We start from the raw sequence: 18,981 nt of genomic DNA on the forward strand, positions 1-18,981 counted from the left end.
ATTTCGTAAAATCTCGCTGATTTTATCTCTCCGGAACGGGATCGGCCGCAAGGCTTATCCCGTTTTCTACATCTAAGGTGGCCAATCTTGAATAAACCCGCATTACTGGTATTAGAGGATGGGACTGCGTTTCACGGCGTGTCGATCGGCGCCGATGGCTGTTCCGTCGGGGAAGTGGTATTTAACACGGCGCTGACCGGTTACCAGGAAATCCTCAGCGATCCTTCCTACGCCAGACAAATCGTGACTTTGACTTACCCGCATATCGGCAACGTCGGCACCAATGCCGAGGACGACGAGTCGACAAAAGTGTTCGCCAGCGGTTTGGTGATTCGCGACTTGCCGTTGTTGGCTAGCAGCTGGCGCCAGCAACAAACCCTGCCCGAGTATCTGCAACGGCACAATGTGGTGGCAATCGCTGATATCGATACCCGCCAACTGACCCGCTTGCTGCGCGATAAAGGCGCGCAACGCGGTTGCATCATGGCCGGCGAAACTGTCGATATCGAAGCGGCGACCCGGGCAATCGCCGATTTCCCTGGGCTGCAGGGTATGGATTTGGCCAAGGAAGTCACCACCGGCCAAGCCTACGAGTGGACCGAAAATGTCTGGCGATTGGGTGCCGGGCATCAAGTCGCGCCGGATTTGGTCAAGCATGTCGTTGCTTACGACTTCGGCGTCAAACGCAATATCTTGCGGCTATTGGCGAACCGGGGTTGCCGGGTCACGGTAGTGCCGGCGAAAACTCCGGCGGCCGAGGTGTTGGCACTGAATCCGGACGGTGTGTTTCTATCCAACGGCCCGGGCGATCCGGAGCCGTGCGATTACGCGATCGAGGCGATCAAAGCTATTTTGGAGAAAAAAGTACCGGTGTTCGGCATTTGCCTGGGCCATCAATTGTTGGCGCTGGCCAGCGGCGCGAAAACCGAGAAAATGAAATTCGGCCACCATGGCGCCAACCACCCGGTCCAGGACTTGGCTAGCGGCCGGGTCATGATCAGCAGCCAAAACCATGGATTTGCGGTCAGTCCGGATAGTCTGCCGGCCAATCTGCAAGCCACCCACGTGTCGCTGTTCGACGGCAGCTTGCAGGGTATTGCACGCACCGACGTACCGGCCTTCAGTTTTCAAGGCCACCCGGAAGCCAGTCCGGGGCCGCACGATGTCGAGTCCTTGTTTGACGATTTCATCGTGCTGATGGACCAGTCCCGTTAAGCCCAGTTTTTTATAGAGTGATATGCCAAAAAGAACCGACATAAAATCGATTTTATTACTGGGCGCCGGACCGATCGTCATCGGCCAGGCCTGCGAGTTCGACTATTCCGGCACCCAGGCCTGCAAAGCCCTGCGCGAAGAAGGCTACCGGGTGATTCTGGTCAACTCCAATCCGGCGACGATCATGACCGACCCGGACATGGCCGATGCGATTTACATCGAGCCGATCGACTGGCAAACCGTCGAAAAAATTATCGAAAAAGAACGCCCGGATGCGATTTTGCCGACCATGGGCGGCCAGACCGCGCTTAACTGCGCACTGGCGCTGGACAAGCACGGCGTGCTGGCAAAATACGGCGTGGAAATGATCGGCGCCACCAAGGAAGCCATCAACAAAGCCGAGGACCGCGACCTGTTCAATCAGGCCATGCGCAAGATCGGCCTGGAAGTGGCCAAATCCAAGGTCGCCCACAGCATGGAAGAAGCCTTTGCCGCGCAGGAAGAGGTCGGTTATCCAACCATCATCCGCCCCTCATTCACGATGGGCGGCAGCGGCGGCGGTATCGCCTATAACCGCGAGGAGTTCATCGAGATTTGCGAGCGCGGGCTGGATTTGTCGCCGACCAACGAGCTATTGATCGAGGAATCGATTCTGGGTTGGAAGGAATTCGAAATGGAGGTGGTGCGCGACCGCAACGACAACTGCATCATCGTTTGCTCGATCGAAAACTTCGATCCGATGGGAGTGCACACCGGCGACTCGATCACCGTCGCCCCGGCGCAAACCTTGACCGACAAGGAATACCAAATCATGCGTAATGCCTCGCTGGCGGTGTTGCGCGAAATCGGCGTCGATACCGGCGGCTCCAACGTGCAGTTTGCGGTCAATCCGGATAACGGCCGCTTGATCGTGATCGAGATGAATCCGCGGGTCAGCCGTTCGTCGGCCTTGGCCTCCAAAGCCACCGGTTTCCCGATCGCCAAAGTCGCGGCGAAATTGGCGGTCGGTTTTACGTTGGACGAACTGCGCAACGAAATCACCGGCGGAGCGACGCCGGCTTCGTTCGAGCCGACCATCGATTACGTCGTCACCAAGGTGCCGCGGTTCGCGTTTGAGAAATTCCCGCAGGCCAACGATAGGCTGACCACGCAAATGAAGTCGGTCGGCGAAGTGATGGCAATCGGCCGCACCTTTCAGGAATCTCTGCAAAAAGCCTTGCGCGGGCTGGAAGTCGGCGTCGATGGCCTGGACGAAGTGGCCGATTTGACCGATCCGAACGCACAGGACATTATCCTGCGCGAATTACGCTACCCCGGCCCGCAACGTTTGTGGTATCTGGCCGACGCATTCCGCAGCGGTTTGAGTTTCGCAGAAATCCACCAGGCCTGCAAAATCGAGCCCTGGTTTCTGGCCCAGGTCGAGGATTTGATCGCCACCGAAAAGGCGCTGTCCACCAAGACTCTGGCAACCTTGGAGCCGGGCGAATTACTGCGGCTGAAACGCAAAGGTTTCTCGGACAAGCGTCTGGCGAAATTGTTGGAGACCAAAGAGTCGGAAGTACGCAACGTCCGCCACAAAAAAGGCATTCGGCCGGTGTTCAAGCGCATCGACTCATGCGCGGCCGAATTTGCTTCCGATACGGCTTACCTGTATTCCACCTACGAGCAGGAATGCGAAGCCAAGCCGTCGGACCGGGAAAAAATCGTGATCTTGGGCGGCGGTCCGAACCGGATTGGCCAAGGCATCGAGTTCGACTATTGCTGTGTGCATGCGGCCTTGGCGCTACGCGAAGACGGCTACGAGACCATCATGGTCAACTGCAATCCGGAGACCGTATCGACCGATTTCGACACTTCGGACCGCCTGTATTTCGAGCCGCTGACGTTGGAAGACGTGCTGGAAATTATCGATCTGGAAAAGCCCAAGGGCGTTATCGTCCAATACGGCGGCCAAACCCCGCTGAAACTGGCGCGTGCACTGGAAGCTGCCGGTGCGCCTATCATCGGCACCTCGCCGGATTCGATCGATTTGGCTGAAGACCGCGAGCGCTTCCAGAAACTGCTGGAACGCTTGAATCTGTTGCAGCCGCCCAACGCGACCGCGCGTTCGGTCGAGCAGGCGGTCAATTGCGCCAAGGAAATCGGCTATCCACTGGTGGTACGGCCGTCTTACGTGCTGGGCGGGCGGGCGATGGAAATCGTGTTCAACGAAGAAGGTTTGCGCCGCTACATGAAAGAGGCGGTCAGTGTGTCCAACGATTCGCCGGTACTGCTTGACCGCTTCCTGGACGACGCGGTGGAAATGGACGTCGACGCGATTTACGACGGCGAAACCGTGTTGATCGGCGGTTTGATGGAGCACATCGAACAAGCTGGTGTGCATTCCGGCGACTCGGCCTGTTCGATTCCGCCCTACGATTTACCGGCCCATTTGCAAGACCAGTTGCGGGCGCAGGTGACGAAGATGGCCGAAGCCTTGGGTGTGCGCGGGTTGATGAATACCCAGTTTGCGATTCAGGGCGAGACTGTTTACGTATTGGAAGTCAACCCGCGCGCGTCGCGGACCGCACCGTTCGTCTCCAAAGCCACCGGCTATCCGCTGGCGAAAATCGCCGCGCGTTGCATGGTCGGCAAGTCCTTGAAGGAACAGGGCGTGACCGAAGAACGCATCCCCGAGTATTTCTCGGTCAAGGAAGCGGTGTTCCCATTCATCAAGTTTCCGGGCGTCGATCCATTGTTGGGGCCGGAGATGAAATCGACCGGCGAGGTGATGGGCGTCGGCAAAACCTTCGGCGAAGCCTTCGCCAAGTCGCAACGTGCTTGCGGCGTGGATTTGAGCCATAGCGGCAAGGTGTTGATCAGTATTCGCGACGCCGATAAGCCCAAATTGCCGGAATTGGCGAATATGCTGATCGCCAAAAATTACGAAATCGTCGCGACGCCGGGTACCGCCCGCGTATTGCGCGAGGCCGGTATCGCTTGTAAAGACGTATTCAAGGTCAATCAAGGCCGGCCGCATACCGTGGATATGATCAAGAACGGCGAAATCCAGATGGTCATCAACACGACCGACGGCGCGAAAGCGGTTGCGGATTCGTTCACGATGCGGCGCGAAGCGCTGCAGCGCAAGGTGACCTATTACACGACTATGGCTGGCGCCAGAGCGGCTTGTTACGCGTTGGGCGAACTCGATGCCGGCGACGTCAATTGCCTGCAAGATTTGCATAACACTTTTAACGGATGAAGAAAAAGGGGAGCAGTAGATGCAAAAATTTCCGCTGACGGTGGCTGGCGCCAATAAACTGCGCGCCGAGCTGGAGGAATTGAAAACCGTGATTCGGCCGCGGATTATCCAGGCCATTGCCGAGGCCCGCGAGCACGGCGATTTGAAAGAAAATGCCGAGTACCATGCGGCTCGGGAGCAACAAAGTTTTGCGGAAGGGCGGATTGCCGAAATCGAAGGCAAATTGTCCAACGCCAATATCATTGACGTGACCAAAACCGACGCCAACGGCAAAGTTGTATTCGGCGCGACGGTCGAAATCGAGGATCTGGATTCGGGTAAGGTTGTGACTTACCAAATCGTCGGCGAGGACGAAGCGAATATTAAGGAAGGCAGGATTTCGGTGGGATCGCCGATCGCGCGGGCGTTGATCGGTAAGGAAGTCGAAGATGTCGTGACGGTTAAGGCTCCGGGCGGCGATGTCGAGTACGAGATAATTTCGGTCAAATATATTTAGCCGGGTCGAACGGGGAGGCGCTGCCTCCCCGGATGGCTATTTTTTCGGATTTTGCCGGTAGACCACAGCAATTTGGCCGATAGATTGAATCAGCTCGGCTTGGGTTTCAGCGCAAATTTGTTCGGAGATCGCTGCGCGCTCATCCCGGTCGGCGCGAATTTTAATTTTGATCAGTTCGTGTGCATCTAGCGCGACATTGATTTCTTTCAGCACTGCTTCGGTCAGGCCGGCTTGACCGACGATCACCACCGGATTCAGGGCATGCGCCTGGGCTTTGAGTTTTTTCTTTTGGATGGGATTCACGCAGTTTCCTTGACTTCTAAAACCGAGCGATTTTACACGAATAGAAAATATGGCACGCAGCAAAAGTAGCCAGCAGTGGATGCAGGAACATTTCCAGGACGAATATGTCAAGAAAGCCCAGGCCCTGGGCTACCGTTCGCGGGCGGTATTCAAGCTGATCGAAATTCAGGAAAAAGACAAAATCATCAAGCCTGGTATTAATATAGTCGACCTCGGTGCGGCGCCCGGCGGTTGGTCGGAGTACGCCAGCAAGATTGTCGGCAAGAAAAGTAAAGTGATTGCCCTGGATTTGTTGCCGATCGAACCGATCGAGGGTGTCGAATTTATTCAAGGTGACTTTCGGGAAGACGAAGTCCTGGAAAAATTGTACAAAGTGCTTGATGGCGAGCCGGTGCACTTGTTATTGTCGGATATGGCCCCCAATATGAGTGGTAGCCGGGAAATGGATCAGCCGCGCTCCATCTATCTCGGGGAATTGGCATTGGACGCCGCCCAGCGGATTTTGGTAAAGGGCGGGACGTTCTTGATAAAAATGTTCCAGGGCGCCGGTTTCGACGAGTACTATAATCAAGTGCGACAGCAATTCAACAATGTCGCCATCAGAAAACCCAAGGCTTCGCGGGCGCGGAGCAACGAAGTCTACATTCTGGCGAAAGGTTTTAAATAAGCCGGCTAAAGGCCTTGATTCCAGGCAGTTCGAGCCGGTAGGGTGCGAGTACTCCTGATACAATTACTCGGTTTTTAAATATGTTGGCCATTCCTGGCTGGAGCGCGTAACTTGAGCGATATGATTAAAAATTTGGTTTTGTGGGTGGTCATCGCGGTGGTATTGATGGCCGTATTCAACAATTTCGGGGCGCGGGCGGTTCGTAGCGACGCCAATTTGTCGTATTCGCAACTGATCGACGCGGTCAAAGCCGGCCAAGTTCAACAGGTAGCGATTTCCGATAATACGGTCAAAGGCCGCATGCATACCGGCGATAAGTTCAAGACTTACATGCCGAACGACCCGCATTTGATCGACGATTTGTTGGCGAACGGGGTCGAAATCACCGTGCAGCCGCCCGAAGAACCGTCGATGTTGATGCAGATATTCGTGTCGTTCGGCCCGATTCTGCTGTTGATTGCCGTCTGGGTTTTCTTCATGCGGCAGATGCAGGGCGGTGGCGTCGGCGGCCGCGGCGGCGCGATGGGCTTCGGTAAAAGCAAGGCCCGAATGCTGGACCAGGATCAGAACAAAGTGACCTTTGCCGATGTTGCCGGCTGCGACGAGGCCAAGGAAGAAGTTCAGGAAATGGTCGACTTCTTGAAAGATCCGGCCAAATACCAGCGCTTGGGCGGTAAAGTACCCCGCGGTGCGCTGATGGTCGGACCTCCGGGTACCGGTAAAACCTTGTTGGCCCGGGCAATTGCCGGCGAAGCTAAAGTGCCGTTCTTCACCATTTCCGGTTCGGATTTCGTCGAAATGTTCGTCGGTGTCGGTGCTTCCAGGGTGCGCGACATGTTCGAGCAAGCAAAAAAACATGCTCCGTGCATTATCTTCATCGACGAGATCGATGCGGTAGGTCGTTCCCGCGGTGCCGGCCTGGGCGGCGGCAACGACGAGCGCGAACAAACTTTGAACCAGTTGCTGGTCGAAATGGACGGTTTCGAAGGCCACGAAGGCATTATCGTCATCGCAGCGACCAACCGCTCCGACGTATTGGATAAAGCCTTGTTGCGTCCCGGCCGCTTCGACCGCCAAGTGGTCGTCGGCTTGCCCGACGTGCGCGGTCGCGAGCAGATTCTGAATGTGCATTTGAAAAAAGTGCCGATGGCGGACGACGTCAAAGTCAAATACATCGCCCAAGGTACGCCGGGCTTTTCCGGTGCCGATCTGGCCAACCTGGTCAACGAAGCGGCGTTGTTTGCCGCCCGCTTCAACAAGCGCTTGGTCAGCATGGTCGATTTGGAAAAAGCCAAGGACAAATTGATCATGGGCGCGGAACGTCGCTCGATGGTCATGGATGAGAAGGAGAAGAAAATGACCGCCTACCACGAAGCAGGCCATGCTATCGTTGGGCGTTTGGTGCCGGACCACGACCCTGTCTATAAAGTCAGCATCATGCCGCGCGGCCGGGCTTTGGGCGTGACCATGTTCCTGCCGGAACGCGACCAGTACAGCGCCAGCAAACGTAAGTTGGATAGTATGATTTCCAGCCTGTACGGCGGACGTATCGCCGAAGAACTGATCTTCGGCTGGGAAGAAGTGTCCACTGGTGCGTCCAACGATATCGAGCGTGCGACCGAACTGGCCCGTAACATGGTGACCAAATGGGGTTTGTCGCAGCGCTTGGGGCCGTTGGCTTATAGCGAAGAAGAGGGCGAAATATTCTTGGGCCGTTCGGTGACTCAGCATAAATCGGTTGCCGAGGAAACCTCGCATACCATCGATGAAGAGATTCGCTCGATCATCGACCGCAATTACGAGCGTGCCGAAACGATTCTGAAAGAAAACATGGATATCCTGCACGCGATGGCAGAGGCGTTGATGAAGTACGAAACCATCGACAAATACCAAATCGACGACTTGATGTCGAGAAAACCGGTCCGCGAACCCAAAGGTTGGGACGATACGCCGTCGCCCAGCGATGAGCGGAAAAACGACCATTGGGATCAAAAAAGCGGCGATGAATCGATTGGCGGTGCGGCCGAGCAGGGCTGATAACTCCGCATGGAATAACAAGAGAGGCTCCGGCCTCTCTTTTTTTTGGTTTAAATAAGGTAGATTTGAGAATGGCAAAAAAATATTTCGGTACCGACGGTATTCGGGGTAAGGTCGGCGAGTACCCGATAACCGCCGACTTCATGTTGAAACTGGGCTGGGCCACCGGCAGGGTGTTCGCTCGGGAAGGCAGCGGCTTCGTCTTGGTAGGCAAAGACACCCGGATTTCCGGATATATGTTCGAATCGGCGCTCGAAGCCGGTTTGTCGGCGGCAGGCGTCGATACCCGGATGTTGGGGCCGATGCCGACGCCGGGTATCGCCTATTTGACCAGAACGCTGCGGGCCAGAGCCGGCATCGTGATCAGCGCTTCGCATAATCCTTACTACGACAACGGCATCAAGTTCTTCTCGGTCGACGGCGCCAAATTGCCGGACGAAGTCGAGCACCAAATCGAGCAATATCTGGACGCGCCGATCACGACCGTTGAGTCGGCGAAACTGGGTAAGGTCAAGCGCATCAGCGACGCGGCCGGACGTTACATCGAATTTTGCAAGGCTACGGTGCCGCCGCATCTGGACTTCAAAGGTATGCGCATCGTCATCGATTGCGCCAACGGCGCCACTTACCATATCGCCCCGCATGTGTTCAGCGAGGTCGGGGCTGAGGTGGTGACGATAGGCGCCGAGCCGGACGGCTTGAATATCAACGACGAGTGTGGCGCTACCAAACCGGAGTATCTGGCTGCCAAGGTGCTCGAGTACCGAGCCGACTTGGGTATCGCGCTGGACGGCGACGGCGACCGCGTCATCATGATCGACCATAAGGGCGAGATCGTCGACGGCGACGAACTGATCTACATCATTGCCAAATCCCGCCTCGACGAAGGCAAATTGCTTGGGCCGGTAGTCGGTACTCTGATGTCCAATCTGGGCATGGAACACGCCTTGAATGCGCTGAACCTGCAACTGCTGCGGGCCAAGGTTGGCGATCGTTATGTAATGGAAATGCTGACGGAGAACAATGGCATGTTGGGCGGCGAAGGTTCCGGTCATATCATTTGTCTGGACAAAACCACGACCGGGGACGGCATCGTTGCGGCGTTGCAGGTGTTGGCGGAAATGCAGCGTACCGGCAAAAGCCTGCACGACCTCAAATCCGGTATGAAGAAGTACCCGCAAGTACTGGTCAACGTCAGAACCGAGAAAAAAGTCAAAATCGAGGAAATCGACAGCATCAAGAAAGCGGTCGAGGCGGTCGAGAAAAAACTCGGCGACAAAGGCCGTGTGTTGTTGCGTTCGTCCGGCACCGAACCACTAGTCCGGGTGATGGTGGAAGGTGTCGACGAAGACGATGTCACCCGTTACGCCAACCAGTTGGCGGCAGACGTGAAGAAGGCCATTGCGGCTTGAATAAGCGGGCTTATCCCGATATGATATGCGGTCTTATTTAGCTTGGAGGGTGCAATGCGTCGATCTTTGATTATGGGGAATTGGAAAATGAACGGCTCTCGGGAAGAGGGGCAAAAGCTGGCGCAAGCCTTGGCCGACGGCCTCGGTAACGTCGAGCAAGAAGTTGCCGTGTGCGTTCCATTCGTCTACCTGTCAGATATCCGCACGGTGTTGGCATCCTCGCCAATCGCATTGGGTGCGCAAAATGTCGCTGACCAAGCGGCCGGCGCCTACACCGGCGAAGTGTCCGCGGCGATGCTGGCCGATGTCGGTTGCAAATACGCCCTGGTCGGCCACTCCGAGCGCCGCAGCTACTACGGCGACACCAACGAATCCGTCGCCAAGCGTTTCGCTCAAGCCTTGAGCAAAGGCGTGGTGCCGGTATTGTGCGTGGGTGAAACCCTGGAAGAGCGCGAGCAAGACAAAACCTTCCAAGTCGTCGACGAACAATTGGACGCAGTGATTGCCGAAGCCGGCATCGAAGCGTTTGAAAAAGCGGTCATCGCTTACGAACCGGTGTGGGCGATCGGTACCGGCAAAGTCGCTACCGATGAGCAAGCGCAAGAAGTGCACCAGTACATTCGCAAACGCATCGCGGACAGAAATGCTGCCATTGCCGAGAAAGTACAAATTTTATACGGCGGTAGCGTCAAACCTGATAATGCCAAAGGTTTGTTTGCGCAGCCGGACATTGATGGCGGTTTGGTGGGCGGCGCATCTCTCGATGCCAAAGGCTTCCTGCAAATTTGCCATTCGGTTTAGTTCCATCCGATTAAGGTCTTTATGTTGTACCAAATTATAATAATTATTCATATCTTCCTGGGCATAGGCATCGTTGGTTTGGTGTTGATGCAGCAAGGAAAAGGCGCGGATGCAGGAGCAACTTTCGGCGGCGGCGCATCCGGTTCGGTGTTTGGCGCCCAGGGTTCTGCATCGTTCCTGTCCAGAACCACTGCAATTTTCGCGACCCTGTTTTTCATAACCAGCTTGGGTCTGGCGGTGATGGGCGGTTATCAAGGCAAAAAGACCGACATCGTCCTGGAGTCGGCTCCGGCAGCGGCAGAACCCGCTAAGTCGGAACTGCCGTTACCGCAGAGCGCTGCCGAGGTTCCGGCTGCAGTGCCGGGCGTAGTCGACGCCAAAATCCCCGAAGCGCCGGCGATCAAAGAAGTCGAAAAACCGGCCGCGCAATAAGTGTTAATGCCGACGTGGTGAAATTGGTAGACACGCCATCTTGAGGGGGTGGTGACGCAAGTCGTGCCGGTTCAAGTCCGGCCGTCGGTACCATTTGAGCATTCAATAGAATGCAACGAAGTACAAAAACCCGCGAATCTTCTGGGTTCGCGGGTTTTTTATTGTTCAACGAAGTACAACGAAATGCGGCGGCATACACTCAAAAGTGTGTCATCCAGTGTATCACTCTGAAAAATGCCTTTTCCGATGACACGCTCGATGACACACTATCGCTGAAAAACTCAATAAAGCCGCGGTCTACAGGGCAGCCAAGCCGAAGGAAAAGGACTATTTCATCAACGATGGCGGCGGCTTGTTCCTGTTGGTTAAAACTAGCGGTACCAAACTGTGGCATTTCGTCATTTCATTCGATGGCAAACGGAACCGTTTGTCGCTAGGCATATATTCTGGCGTTACCCTGGAAGCCGCTAGGCGCAAATCAGAAGAAGCACGAATCCAAATCGCCAGCGGTATCAACCCGGCTGCACTACGGGACGAGGCGAAAGCCGCCAAGCAATTGCAAAAGCAAAACCGCGATCGCGTTAAGCAAGGGCTGCCCATCCTCGACAGCTTCGCCGACATCACCCGCCATTGGTTGGCATCGATTGCCCATCTCACCAGCGCCACCACGCACAAAAAGAAAACCAGCCGAATAGAGCGCCTGGCATTTCCGCTGTTAGGGGATAAAGCGGTCGGCGACGTAAAGCCGGCCAACATCCTTGCCGTTTTAAAGCCGCTAATCGACAAGCAGCAGCTCGAAACCGCTCACCGCTTGCATGCGGAAATCAGCTCGATCTTTGCCTATGCCATTGTCCACAATTACGCCGAATACGATCCGGCCCAACCGGTTGCCAAACAAATACCGGCGCAAAAAGTCGTCCACCGGGCCGCGATCATCGATCCCAAGCAGTTCGTGTTGCGGGACATCGGCAACTATCGCGGCACATTCGCCGTTCATGCGGCCTTTAGGCTGTCGCCGTTGCTATTTCAGCGTCCGGGGGAAATCAGGCAGATGCTTTGGGAGGACGTGGACTTAGCCACGCGAGAATGGCGGCCGTACATATCAAAAACCGACTTTCACCACATCGTGCCGTTATCCAGGCAAGCCGTCGAAATCCTGGAAAGCGTGCGGCCATTAACCGGCAGCGGTAACTATGTCTTTCCATCCAGCCGCGGCGACGGTCGGCCGATGTCGGATAACACCATACGCACCGCCTTGAAATCGCTTGGCTACGATTCCGACGTCATGACAGCCCACGGCTTCAGAACCACCGCATCGACGCTGCTAAACGAACAGGGCTGGTCGCCGGATGCAATAGAAAGGCAATTGGCACACTCGCCGCGCGACCAAGTCAGGGCCGCCTATAACCGGGCGCAATATCTGGACGAACGCCGGCGGATGATGCAGACTTGGGCGGACTATCTGGACGCGCTACGGAATGGGGCGACGGTTATCCAATTTCCGCTTCAGTCTTAGATACAAGCACGTTGTGCTGAGTTTGATCTTCCTGAAATTCGTCAGCGATACTTTTGAAGCGCGGCGCAAGGAAATCATTGCCGAATTTGGGGAACAATACGTGGATAACGATGCGTTTTACACCATGAAAAGCGTGTTCTATCTGCCGGAAGATTCGCGCTGGAGCTACATCCTCAAATACGCCAAGCAGGAAGATATTGCCGTCAAAATCGATACCGCGTTGCACGACATCGAAAAGAAAAACAAAGCCCTGACAGGCGCTTTGCCAGATAACTACTTTTCCCGGCTGGATTTGGAAGTAAGCAAATTATCTGCGTTGCTGGATCAAATCAACAACATCCAAACCATCAACAGTCAGCATGAGGACGTGGTGGGTCGGGTGTATGAATACTTCCTCGGCAAATTTGCGCTGGCGGAAGGTAAGTTAGCCAAAACCAGAATGTTGCCAACCGGTCTGGCGTGATTGCCGGGTTGCAATCCAGTGCCTAACTGCAAGGGGCGGCATTGGCGGAGTGGGTGATCCGGCGGTTGCCTTGCGACGATTGAGAGTGTTTGATCTCGTCCATTACTTTACGTCTCGACCCTTTGCCGCGTTTTCGGTCTTCGGCAAATTGTTGCCGGTACGGATAGCGTCAAGAATCTGACTGACAAGCCGGCCGGAGGCGGCAAGAAATTGCGCTTTAGTCTGAGTTGGGCGGGATGGTGTTTTGTAAATTTAATTTAAGTTATTGTTATTTTTATATAAAAACTTTTTGGCATGGAAGGTGAATAATCCTGGTAGGCGGCAATAATGCCAAACTCATTAGAGACTTATCGGGAGAACGATCATGCCATCATCAATGGTCATAAATACAAATATCGCTTCGTTAACCAGTCAGAAGTATCTGAGCAGGACCAACGATACTTTGCAAACATCAATGGAGCGCCTGTCATCGGGTATGCGGGTCAACAGTGCAAAGGACGACGCGGCCGGACTCGCGATCGCCGATCGGATGACTTCTCAGATCCGCGGTATGACGGTTGCCATGCGCAACGCCAACGACGGCATTTCCATGGCGCAAACCGCCGAGGCGGGTATGGGTACGCTGACGGAAACCCTGCAGCGGATGCGCGATTTGGCGATTCAGGCGGCGAACCGGGCGGCGGTCAGCAGTAGCGACCGGCAAAAACTGCAAACCGAGTTCAAACAATTGGGCGACGAATTGCAACGGATCATCACCAATACCGAGTTTAACGGTAAGAAAATATTGAACGGTTCATTGCAAGGCGCCAACTTCCAAATCGGGGCCAACACCGCTTCCGACAACCAGATTTCGGTTACCGTATCCAATTTGCTGAGTATTTCCGGCGTCAACGAATTATTCGGCACCAATCGTTCCATCGGCAGCGACGCCACTTCGGAATTCGTTCGTTCCGCGATCGACGCGATCGATACTGCCATCGGCAAGATCGATATTTTTCGTTCCAACCTCGGTGCGATTCAAAACCGTTTCACGACGACGATTGCTAATCTACAATCGTCTATCGAAAACCAAAGCGCGGCGCGGTCCAGAATCATGGATGCCGACTTCGCTTCGGAAACTTCGAACCTGACCCGTAGCCAAATTCTGCAACAAGCCGGCACGGCGATGTTGGCGCAGGCGAATCAGGTCTCGCAAGGGGTCTTGAAATTGTTGCAATAAACCGGGTCCACCAGGCAGTGAGGCATGACAGAGACGATCGATTTGGCGGATGAACAAGCGCTGGGGCCGTTGGTGGCGAATGCGTTCGGCGACAGGTATTTTTTCAATCTGAATCGCCACGCGTTCGATAAGCTTGGCGCGGCGGCATTATTCGAGACCAAGTTCGGCGATCTGTTGTTCAGGGAAAACGAACTCAACATCATTGTCGGTACCGATTCTGGCCTGTTGTTGCGGTACTTGCTTAGCAAGCCCTTGCCCAAGGGCACGCGATACCTCTTCATCGAGCCTGATCGCGTGTTGCAGGCCTTGCGCATTCACGATCTGCTCGGCGAGGCGAACGAGCGCATTGCTTGCGCCGGTCCAGAAGAGTGGCTGCGGATGTTGCAAAAATTCAAAGCCGCCGATTATTTTTATATCGATGCGGTCAAATCGGTCAATGCGCTGTGCGCGCAAGACGATTTTATCGACGAGTATGCCGAATTGAGTTGGCACGTCGCTGAGGTGCTGTCGCAATTCAACTGGCGCTACAGTGCTGAACTGGGCTCCGAGGCGTTCATCGCTCGCCAAATCGCCAATGCGCCTGACAACCGCCTGCCGGCAAAATTGATGGCAAAGGCGTTCAGCGGCAAAACGGTGGCAATTCTTGCCGGCGGACCGTCGCTCGATCAGGCTCTGCCCTGGGTTATCCAACATCGGCAGCAGTGCGTGGTATTTGCCGTCTCCCGCATTTCCAGGCAACTGCTGGCCGCCGGCATCGAGCCGGACTTCGTGTTTTCCGTCGACCCCACCGATCTGAGTTTCGATATCAGCAAGGAAATGCTGAACTTCAGCGAAAAAACCGTATTCGTTTGTTCCTACCATACCGTGCCGACGTTGGTTAGTCAGTGGGCTGGCATCATGCTTTACTTGGGCGCCAGATTCCCTTGGCAGAGCGATTTGAATTCCAATAATCTGAGCAGCGCCGGGCCTACCGTGACCAATACTGCGTTGAACATGGCTTACGAGTTCGGATTCAGTCAGATTATTTTGTGTGGCGTCGACCTATGCTTCACCCGCGAAGGCTTCACCCATGCCCGAGGCAGCGACGAGCAATTGGCCGGGCCTCGCTTTAATTTGACCTCGTTGCAAGTCGAAACCAACGGCGGCTATCTGGCTCCGACCAGTTGCGATTTTGCCCAGGCGATCCAATCGTTGGGACGGCAGGCTCATTTACTGAGCCGTAACGGTTGCCGCATCGTCAATGTGGCCGAAGGCGCCGCGAAAATAGAGGCCGTGGAGTATCGGCCGTTAGATTTGTTGCAACTGGACGCCGAACCGGTCGATGTCGGCGCCGTGCTGGCGGAAAGGCTGGCGCTGATCTCGGATCTAAATCGGGACTTGGATAAGGTTCATGCCGAATTGAAACGGGCGCAACACCAAGTCAGGGCTATAGCCAAGCTGGCTGCTAATGCCCGCCAAATTAATGACGCGATGTATCAAAGCGAGGGTACGGTCGTTAGTTTCAAAGACAAGAAAAGCCTCGACCAAATAGAGAAAAAATTTAAACGCGAGCACCGGCAATATAGCCGGTTGGTCAAAAAATTCGGTATCCGCAGTTTTATCAAATTGGCCAAACCGTTCGACGATGAGGAATGGAGTGCCGAGGAAGCCAGGCAATTGGGCAACGTCTATTACGACGCCTATGCCGAAGGCGCCAATAAATTGTTGAATTTAATCGATGCTGCGATCGACCGGGTGTCGGCTCGCCGGCAAGAGCAGTCAGAGCATCCCGATTTCGCCCTGATGCTCGAACAGGCGAAAAAAGACCGGAGCTACGGTCGAGTTAAATTGTGGCGCCGAAAATTCGGCGGCGGATTGTTGTCAGCCGAGTTTGCGGATGCATTCGCCGAGATGGAACGGCGTTATATGGAAGTGTTGACCGATCGCAATACCAAACATATGGCGCGGGCTAAAAGCCACAGTAATCTGGCTGCTGTAAAGCATCGGGCCGGCTTGCTGTTCAAACACCGCAAACTGGCGGAGTTGCAGGATTTGCTTGCCGCGCTGGGCAAACACGAACGGCAACAGGAGGCAGATTGTTACCGCTTTCTGATCGAAGGCTATTTGGCGGAGTTGCAAGATAGACCCGAAGATGCTTTGGATGCCTACCAGCGGCTAGTCGATTTGGGGGGCGGATTATTGGAAGAAGCTTTGGCCAGGATTGCTGCGATCGGCGTGAACCACGAAGATGACCAAACGGCAAGGTTGGCTTTGGAGTGTTTGTCGCAATTGAATCCGGTGTATTTGCCGCTTTATGCGGAAATCCAACGTTTACAGCATGACGTGGTTGCTGCCATCGATTCGTACGCAGCGTATATCGAGCAGTTTCCGCAAGACGTGCTGGTGCAGATGAAACTGGCGGCGCTGTATGGAGAATGCCGTATTTACGACGGCGCGGACCTAATGCTGGATTATGTGTTGCAACAACAACCGGGCCATGAGCCGGCGCTGGCGTTGAAGCAACGGTTGGCGGAGCTAAGAGCGACCGGTCCGGATTAAAGAAACGCCGCAATCGGGCGATAACCTTGGCATATCAACAGTGCTCGTGGTGGTGTCAGATGGTCGATTCGGTAACCGGTGTTAACAAATCAGGCTTGCTTGCAGCGGTGCTACAGGAGGCCTCGGCCAAACAAAATCTAGCGGTAGCGGTCGTCAAAAAAGGTCAGGAAGTCCAGGCGGCACAGGGAGAAGCAGCGCTGAAGTTGATTGATTCAGTCGCCGTGCAGACTTCAGGCAGAATCGATACTTACGCTTGATGTTCGCTTGCGGCGCTCAGATTTTTTTCAATATCAATTCCAACACTAGTTTGCTGCCGAAATAGGCCAGCAACAGCAGCACGAAGCCGGCCAGTGTCCACTGGATCGCGGTACTGCCGCGCCAGCCGTAACGCAGTCGCCCGAGCAACAGTCCGGAAAAGATTAGCCAGGCGCAAATCGATAGGATGGTTTTATGGGCCAGATGCTGGGCAAAGATGTCTTCAATAAAAACGAAACCGCTCAATAATGCTGCAGTCAGGAAAAACAGGCCGGTGCCTATCATCTGAAACAGCAACGTTTCCATGGCCTGCAAGGGGGGTAGCGCCAGCATCAGTTTTTTGGGGTTATGGCTGCGCAATTGCTGGTCCTGGATCGCCAGCAGGATGGCTTGAATCGCCGCGATGTTCAGCAGGCTGAAGGCGACGATCGAAGTCAGAATATGCACGCCCATCTGCCAGTTGTGCGTCACTAACGGATGATTCGTTTCCGGAAAAATCATATCCAGGCCGATCAATGCGGCCGCTAACGGGAACACAGCAACGCCGAGATTTTCGACCGGCTTATCTAACGCAGCAAACAGCAAAAACCAGGAAATTACCAAAGCAACTAAAGTGGCTGCATTGAAAAAACCGAAGTTAAAAGGCTGTTCCCCCAGAAAAATCGTCGCGGCATAAACCGTGTGCAAAGCCGTGGCGATCCACGCCAAGCGGATTGGCAGCGGTCGGCGGTCTTGTCTGGCAAAAAGGTCCTTGCCGATCAAGGTGGCCGAGGTTAGATAACATAAAACCGAGAAGATGCCGGCGATTGCGATATTCATGAGTTCCGCGAGAAACAATTATCAAAAGGCGTTGCGTAGGCCTTATGTTAAACTAAGCTCGAGTATTGTTCTAACTCCGCTTGAGCCGGAACGAGTCGTAATTAACCAGCTAAACAAGACGTATCTATGTTCGATAATTTATCCGATCGCCTGAGTGGCGCACTAAAAAAAATAAAAGGCCAAGGCCGACTGACCGAGAGCAATATTCAGGAAACCATGCGCGAGGTGCGGATGGCTTTGCTGGAAGCGGATGTCGCTCTGCCGGTAGTGACCGATTTTATCGAGCAGGTTACTCAGCGCGCGCTCGGACAAGAAGTGCAAGCCAGCTTGACGCCGGGCCAGGCTCTGATCAAGGTGGTGCAATCGGAGCTGGTCAAAGTGATGGGGGCTGCCAATGAGGAGCTGAACCTGCGCACCAATCCGCCGGCCATCGTGTTGATGGCAGGCTTGCAGGGCGCAGGTAAAACTACGACGGTCGCCAAACTGGGCCGTCACCTTAAGGAAAAGAAAAAGAAAAAAGTCGGCGTGGTTAGCGTCGACGTTTACCGGCCGGCGGCGATCAAACAGTTGCAAACCCTGGCCGATGACATCGGTCTGAAGTTTTTCGACAGCGAAGCCAGTGAGAATCCGGTCGATATCGTCAATCGCGCATTGGATGCAGCCAAGCGCCAATTCGTCGACGTCTTGATCGTAGACACGGCTGGCCGTCTGCATGTCGACGACGAGATGATGGCCGAGATTAAGGCTTTGCATGCTGCGATCAAGCCGATCGAAACCTTGTTTGTCGTCGACAGCATGACCGGTCAAGACGCGGCCAATACTGCAAAAGCCTTCCATGATGCGCTGCCTTTAACTGGTGTAATCCTTACCAAGGCTGACGGCGATGCTCGTGGCGGTGCGGCATTGTCCATACGTCACATCACCGGCAAACCGATCAAGTTCATCGGTGTCGGCGAAAAGACCGATGCATTGGAGCCGTTTTATCCGGACCGGTTGGCATCGCGTATCTTGGGTATGGGTGACGTGTTGTCGCTGATCGAAGATATCGAGCAAAAAGTCGACAAGAAAAAAGCCGAGCAATTGGCCAAGAAACTGCAGAAAGGCAAAAGCTTCGATTTGGATGATTTGAAGGAGCAGTTAGTGCAGATGCAAAATATGGGCGGTTTAGGGGCGATGATGGACAAATTGCCGGGCATGAATAGTGTGCCGAAAGACATCAGAGAAAAGGTCAACGACAAGGATTTGGCGCATCAGATTGCTGTGATCAATTCGATGACCAAACAGGAGCGGCGTTTTCCCGATTTGATTAAGGGTACTCGCAAGCAGCGTATTGCCGACGGTTGCGGTTTGGATTTGCAGGCGGTAAACCGCGTGCTGAAACAGCATCAAATGATGGAAAAGATGATGAAGAAGTTCAGCAAAGGCAATATCGCCAACATGATGCGCGGTTTGAAAAGCAACATGCGCGGCCTGAGAATGTGATCTTCGCAATTTGTCCTTCACTTATTCGTAAAATCGCGTAGAATAGTTTGATTAAATTTTTTGATTCAATGTTTTTTAAGGT

General features: G+C 54.4%; 16 protein-coding genes and 1 tRNA gene. 15 read left to right on the top strand and 2 right to left on the bottom strand.

All coding sequences use genetic code 11. From position 1 onward, the window contains the following. The first annotated feature begins 87 nt into the window (after positions 1 to 87). From carA to greA, 3 genes are read left to right on the top strand one after another with little or no spacing between them, the layout of a single operon-like run. Positions 88 to 1,215, top strand: a complete 1,128-nt coding sequence (gene carA, locus NP603_RS15430; protein ID WP_256611828.1) for a glutamine-hydrolyzing carbamoyl-phosphate synthase small subunit — start codon at positions 88 to 90, stop codon at positions 1,213 to 1,215. 22 nt (positions 1,216 to 1,237) lie between these two features. After that, the gene (carB, locus tag NP603_RS15435; RefSeq protein ID WP_256611829.1) at positions 1,238 to 4,459 is read left to right on the top strand and encodes a carbamoyl-phosphate synthase large subunit; all 3,222 of its coding nucleotides are present in this window, start codon (positions 1,238 to 1,240) and stop codon (positions 4,457 to 4,459) included. Positions 4,460 to 4,478: 19 nt separating this feature from the next. Then, positions 4,479 to 4,955, top strand: coding sequence for a transcription elongation factor GreA (gene greA, locus NP603_RS15440; RefSeq protein ID WP_064020763.1), 477 nt, complete (start codon positions 4,479 to 4,481; stop codon positions 4,953 to 4,955). A gap of 36 nt (positions 4,956 to 4,991) precedes the next feature. On the opposite strand, the gene yhbY is transcribed toward greA, so the two are convergent. Beyond that, positions 4,992 to 5,258 (bottom strand): ribosome assembly RNA-binding protein YhbY, encoded by a 267-nt coding sequence (gene yhbY / locus NP603_RS15445; RefSeq protein ID WP_256611830.1) that lies wholly within the window; start codon positions 5,256 to 5,258, stop codon positions 4,992 to 4,994. A gap of 49 nt (positions 5,259 to 5,307) precedes the next feature. Between yhbY and rlmE the strand changes: the two genes are divergently transcribed. The 11 genes from rlmE to NP603_RS15500 all read left to right on the top strand — a co-directional run bounded on the left by rlmE (position 5,308) and on the right by NP603_RS15500 (position 16,600). Then, complete coding sequence (rlmE, locus tag NP603_RS15450) at positions 5,308 to 5,925, top strand: 23S rRNA (uridine(2552)-2'-O)-methyltransferase RlmE (RefSeq protein ID WP_256611831.1); 618 nt, start codon at positions 5,308 to 5,310, stop codon at positions 5,923 to 5,925. A gap of 120 nt (positions 5,926 to 6,045) precedes the next feature. Next, positions 6,046 to 7,962 (top strand): ATP-dependent zinc metalloprotease FtsH, encoded by a 1,917-nt coding sequence (gene ftsH, locus NP603_RS15455; RefSeq protein WP_256611875.1) that lies wholly within the window; start codon positions 6,046 to 6,048, stop codon positions 7,960 to 7,962. A 71-nt stretch (positions 7,963 to 8,033) separates the two neighbouring features. After that, on the top strand, positions 8,034 to 9,374 hold the full coding sequence (glmM, locus tag NP603_RS15460) for a phosphoglucosamine mutase (RefSeq protein WP_256611832.1): 1,341 nt from the start codon (positions 8,034 to 8,036) through the stop codon (positions 9,372 to 9,374). Between the two features lie 54 nt (positions 9,375 to 9,428). Beyond that, entirely contained in the window at positions 9,429 to 10,175 is a 747-nt protein-coding gene (tpiA, locus tag NP603_RS15465; RefSeq protein WP_256611833.1) for a triose-phosphate isomerase, read from the top strand. A gap of 21 nt (positions 10,176 to 10,196) precedes the next feature. After that, positions 10,197 to 10,607: a preprotein translocase subunit SecG gene (secG, locus tag NP603_RS15470; protein ID WP_256611835.1), complete on the top strand. Its 411-nt coding sequence runs from the start codon at positions 10,197 to 10,199 to the stop codon at positions 10,605 to 10,607. An 8-nt stretch (positions 10,608 to 10,615) separates the two neighbouring features. Continuing rightward, positions 10,616 to 10,700 (top strand) — tRNA-Leu (locus NP603_RS15475). 175 nt (positions 10,701 to 10,875) lie between these two features. Next, positions 10,876 to 12,123 (top strand): tyrosine-type recombinase/integrase, encoded by a 1,248-nt coding sequence (locus NP603_RS22045; RefSeq protein WP_256611876.1) that lies wholly within the window; start codon positions 10,876 to 10,878, stop codon positions 12,121 to 12,123. Beyond that, the gene (locus NP603_RS15485; RefSeq protein ID WP_371928877.1) at positions 12,086 to 12,586 is read left to right on the top strand and encodes a type I restriction-modification system subunit M N-terminal domain-containing protein; all 501 of its coding nucleotides are present in this window, start codon (positions 12,086 to 12,088) and stop codon (positions 12,584 to 12,586) included. Before NP603_RS22045 ends, NP603_RS15485 begins: the two co-directional genes overlap by 38 nt. A gap of 364 nt (positions 12,587 to 12,950) precedes the next feature. After that, on the top strand, positions 12,951 to 13,805 hold the full coding sequence (locus NP603_RS15490; RefSeq protein WP_305891451.1) for a flagellin N-terminal helical domain-containing protein: 855 nt from the start codon (positions 12,951 to 12,953) through the stop codon (positions 13,803 to 13,805). A 24-nt stretch (positions 13,806 to 13,829) separates the two neighbouring features. Then, the gene (locus NP603_RS15495) at positions 13,830 to 16,343 is read left to right on the top strand and encodes a motility associated factor glycosyltransferase family protein (protein ID WP_256611837.1); all 2,514 of its coding nucleotides are present in this window, start codon (positions 13,830 to 13,832) and stop codon (positions 16,341 to 16,343) included. 59 nt (positions 16,344 to 16,402) lie between these two features. Then, complete coding sequence (locus tag NP603_RS15500) at positions 16,403 to 16,600, top strand: hypothetical protein (protein WP_256611838.1); 198 nt, start codon at positions 16,403 to 16,405, stop codon at positions 16,598 to 16,600. A 16-nt stretch (positions 16,601 to 16,616) separates the two neighbouring features. On the opposite strand, the gene NP603_RS15505 is transcribed toward NP603_RS15500, so the two are convergent. Continuing rightward, positions 16,617 to 17,417: a cytochrome C assembly family protein gene (locus NP603_RS15505; RefSeq protein ID WP_256611839.1), complete on the bottom strand. Its 801-nt coding sequence runs from the start codon at positions 17,415 to 17,417 to the stop codon at positions 16,617 to 16,619. Between the two features lie 126 nt (positions 17,418 to 17,543). On the opposite strand from NP603_RS15505, the gene ffh reads away from it, so the two are divergent. After that, positions 17,544 to 18,899, top strand: coding sequence for a signal recognition particle protein (gene ffh / locus NP603_RS15510; protein ID WP_256611840.1), 1,356 nt, complete (start codon positions 17,544 to 17,546; stop codon positions 18,897 to 18,899). The last annotated feature ends 82 nt before the right edge of the window (positions 18,900 to 18,981 follow it).

The organism is Methylomonas aurea (assembly GCF_024505045.1).
Lineage (GTDB): Bacteria > Pseudomonadota > Gammaproteobacteria > Methylococcales > Methylomonadaceae > Methylomonas > Methylomonas aurea.

Bases quoted from the DNA above. Each gene is read 5' to 3' on its own strand.
- NP603_RS15485 (WP_371928877.1), top strand. From the start codon at position 12,086: ATGGGGCGACGGTTATCCAATTTCCGCTTCAGTCTTAGATACAAGCAC.
- carB (WP_256611829.1), top strand. From the start codon at position 1,238: ATGCCAAAAAGAACCGACATAAAATCGATTTTATTACTGGGCGCCGGA.
- NP603_RS15490 (WP_305891451.1), top strand. From the start codon at position 12,951: ATGCCATCATCAATGGTCATAAATACAAATATCGCTTCGTTAACCAGT.
- glmM (WP_256611832.1), top strand. From the start codon at position 8,034: ATGGCAAAAAAATATTTCGGTACCGACGGTATTCGGGGTAAGGTCGGC.
- NP603_RS15500 (WP_256611838.1), top strand. From the start codon at position 16,403: ATGGTCGATTCGGTAACCGGTGTTAACAAATCAGGCTTGCTTGCAGCG.
- secG (WP_256611835.1), top strand. From the start codon at position 10,197: ATGTTGTACCAAATTATAATAATTATTCATATCTTCCTGGGCATAGGC.
- NP603_RS15495 (WP_256611837.1), top strand. From the start codon at position 13,830: ATGACAGAGACGATCGATTTGGCGGATGAACAAGCGCTGGGGCCGTTG.
- tpiA (WP_256611833.1), top strand. From the start codon at position 9,429: ATGCGTCGATCTTTGATTATGGGGAATTGGAAAATGAACGGCTCTCGG.
- greA (WP_064020763.1), top strand. From the start codon at position 4,479: ATGCAAAAATTTCCGCTGACGGTGGCTGGCGCCAATAAACTGCGCGCC.
- ffh (WP_256611840.1), top strand. From the start codon at position 17,544: ATGTTCGATAATTTATCCGATCGCCTGAGTGGCGCACTAAAAAAAATA.
- ftsH (WP_256611875.1), top strand. From the start codon at position 6,046: ATGATTAAAAATTTGGTTTTGTGGGTGGTCATCGCGGTGGTATTGATG.
- NP603_RS15505 (WP_256611839.1), bottom strand. From the start codon at position 17,417: ATGAATATCGCAATCGCCGGCATCTTCTCGGTTTTATGTTATCTAACC.
- rlmE (WP_256611831.1), top strand. From the start codon at position 5,308: ATGGCACGCAGCAAAAGTAGCCAGCAGTGGATGCAGGAACATTTCCAG.